This window comes from Mangrovimonas sp. TPBH4, assembly GCF_001280505.1.
GTDB lineage: Bacteria > Bacteroidota > Bacteroidia > Flavobacteriales > Flavobacteriaceae > Mangrovimonas_A.
Window position 1 is genome coordinate 1 of the sequence record NZ_LBIO01000014.1, and the last position, 2,560, is coordinate 2,560.

Below are 2,560 nucleotides of genomic sequence, written 5' to 3' on the forward strand. Positions count from 1 at the left end.
CAACACAGTGTATAATTCATTGCTTCCGATTTTCCTCACGGAAAATCCTCGCAACTTTACTATCTTAGTTTCTTAACCTGAAAATCCTGCGGATTTTCACGCAACGAAACTATACACAAGCCGTTGTGGGTAATTAAAAAAATGAGGACATTTCTATCTATAGTTTTCACTTGGATTTCAATCTCAGTTAATGCTCAATCAATCGAATTGACTGACATTAAATTGAATGGAATTATTCCTTATAAAATTGATTTTATGGAATTAAAATCTTCGATAAAACAAATTGACAGTATCAAATCAATTCCTGAATTAATGGACATATCCACCGCTGACTCTTTAGTATATATTGGAAAAACATATTTTGAATTTTATACCGATTCGCAAAAATGTGAGTTAAACGTGGTTTATTTTGACGAAAAAATAATTGAATTAAACATTGGAAAAATCACATTGACAAATAAAACAACCGAAAAAGTCTTTTCTAAATATTTCAAGTCAGATTGCAACTCAACAGAACCTGTTAATCTTTATGGAGAATCAGATAAATTTAAAACTTGTAAAATTCCATTAACACTAAAAGGAGAACTGACTGACAATCAATTGCTGTTTTTCTTTTCCGATGGGAAGTTAAAACGGATAGACTTATGGAAACCGAATTAAAAAACTACCCACAACACCATGTATAATTCATTGCTTCCGATTTTCCTCGCGGAAAATCCTCGCAACTTTACTATCTTAGTTTCTTAACCTGAAAATCCTGCGGATTTTCACGCAACGAAACTATACACAAACCGTTAGGGGTAACTACAATCAAACGACAAAAAGTTCTATATTATGGAAGAACAAGAAACGAAGTCGTATAAAAATTTAGCAATATGGTTGATTATACTAGGATTGTTATTTGTTTTATCATTATATCTTGCGATGTTTGGAATTATTATGTTAATAATAGGAACAGTCCTTTATTGGGGAGAAACTGAAATTTCTCAAAGCAATAAAATTTCATGGACTATTCCCTTCGTAATAGGTCTCATTTGGCTTATAATCCAAACACAAGGTATAACATTTGGAGGTTAGCGAAATAACCTAGGTGAATATCAGAGATGACTTCATTTCTAGTTGTTCAAATAATATAAATAAAAGCAACCCCTAACACCGTGTAGCCGCCATGGGGTAGTGGGTGAGCTATTGCTTGGCATGGCTCGGTCGAGTGCGACGCCTAAGGTACTTCTGCTGTGGAGGAAAAAATACAGCAGGCGTACCTCGCGGCTTGTAGCCAGCCCAAAATTCTGGGTTAGCATGAAAGCATCACCCCACGGCGGCTACACTAACCGTTAGCAAACATTTGATGAAAATCGCACTAAAAATAATCGGAATTCTATTGATTGCATATTTTGTTTTAGCTTATGCTTTACCAAAATTTGTTGCTATTCCTTTTGCTGTGTGGAATTCAAAACAAGCGTGGACTGAATCTGAAAAAATTCAAAAGAACAAACTGAATCAAATTAATTTAGAAATAATCGGAGTTTATGAATATCAAACTGAAAACGAATCAGAAAATCATCTGATATTTATAGATACAGTTGACACCAAATTAGTCGGATTCTATTTTGGAACAGAAGATTTTGGTGGACACGGAGTTTTCCATTATGGAAATCCACTCTTGAATTTCAAACTGACTGAAAACGAAATCGGATTTGAAATCGGGCAAAGGGAACTTTATGAAACTACGAGAAATAAAGTTTACAAACCTTCACAGAAACCCAAAACTGAAAAACCAATTGGACTTTCAAAAAGTTATTTAAAGTATAGCGGAGAATTGACTGAATTTGGATTTAACTTAAACTGTGAATCTGAATTTCAAGATTGCTGGCAGAATCAAATGGAATTTAATAAAATATATGATTAAAAAACGTTTGCTAACAATGTATAACCGCAATTACGGCGGATTCGACTGCGTCCGAATCCACTCGGAATTGCTAACGTCAGTGCTAAACCGAAAAACAAAGTAAACCAAACCGATAACTGACGGTTATACAAAACGTTGTGCATAATTACCAAAAAAGAGTAAAATTGACATTTAGAGAAATTTTCGACCAGACAAAACAATATTATCCATCTAAAATTGATATTTCTGACGGAAAATTGGTTGAAAAAAGTAGTGGAAAATTTAAAACGTTATCACAGTGTTGGAACAACGCAGAATTGAAAACCGCAAATGAATCTGACTTTATAAAATTAATGGTTTGGGGAATTTTCTGTGCTTATCACAAAAAGTCAATTGATAACTTTATAAACGGAAAAAAAACCGTTTCTCTATCTGAATTGGATATGGACTATTTAAAATATAAGTTTGAGGAAAGTTTATTTGAGAAAGAATATAACTATTATGCAAACTTAAGAGCTGACTATAAATCTAAATAAAAACTATGCACAACAAAGAACTGAGTTAAAAAACAAGTTCTTTTAGACCAATTTCGACACAAAATTCTCATTATACCGTACCCCTGATTTTGCGATTGCAAATGCTTGTTTGAGCAGTTTGTTGCATACTGCCACA

4 protein-coding genes are annotated in these 2,560 nt (G+C 33.3%); all 4 read left to right on the forward strand.

Going from position 1 to position 2,560, the window contains the following annotated elements; all coding sequences use genetic code 11:
- Positions 1–255: 255 nt before the first annotated feature.
- The 4 genes from ZA05_RS00175 to ZA05_RS00190 all read left to right on the forward strand — a co-directional run bounded on the left by ZA05_RS00175 (position 256) and on the right by ZA05_RS00190 (position 2,424).
- Entirely contained in the window at positions 256–660 is a 405-nt protein-coding gene (locus tag ZA05_RS00175) for a hypothetical protein (protein WP_157514468.1), read from the forward strand.
- 174 nt (positions 661–834) lie between these two features.
- A complete protein-coding gene (locus ZA05_RS00180; protein WP_053989850.1) occupies positions 835–1,077 on the forward strand; it encodes a hypothetical protein in 243 nt (80 codons plus the stop codon).
- Positions 1,078–1,348: 271 nt separating this feature from the next.
- On the forward strand, positions 1,349–1,909 hold the full coding sequence (locus ZA05_RS00185) for a hypothetical protein (RefSeq protein ID WP_053989851.1): 561 nt from the start codon (positions 1,349–1,351) through the stop codon (positions 1,907–1,909).
- A gap of 164 nt (positions 1,910–2,073) precedes the next feature.
- Positions 2,074–2,424: a hypothetical protein gene (locus ZA05_RS00190; protein ID WP_053989852.1), complete on the forward strand. Its 351-nt coding sequence runs from the start codon at positions 2,074–2,076 to the stop codon at positions 2,422–2,424.
- Positions 2,425–2,560: the final 136 nt, after the last annotated feature.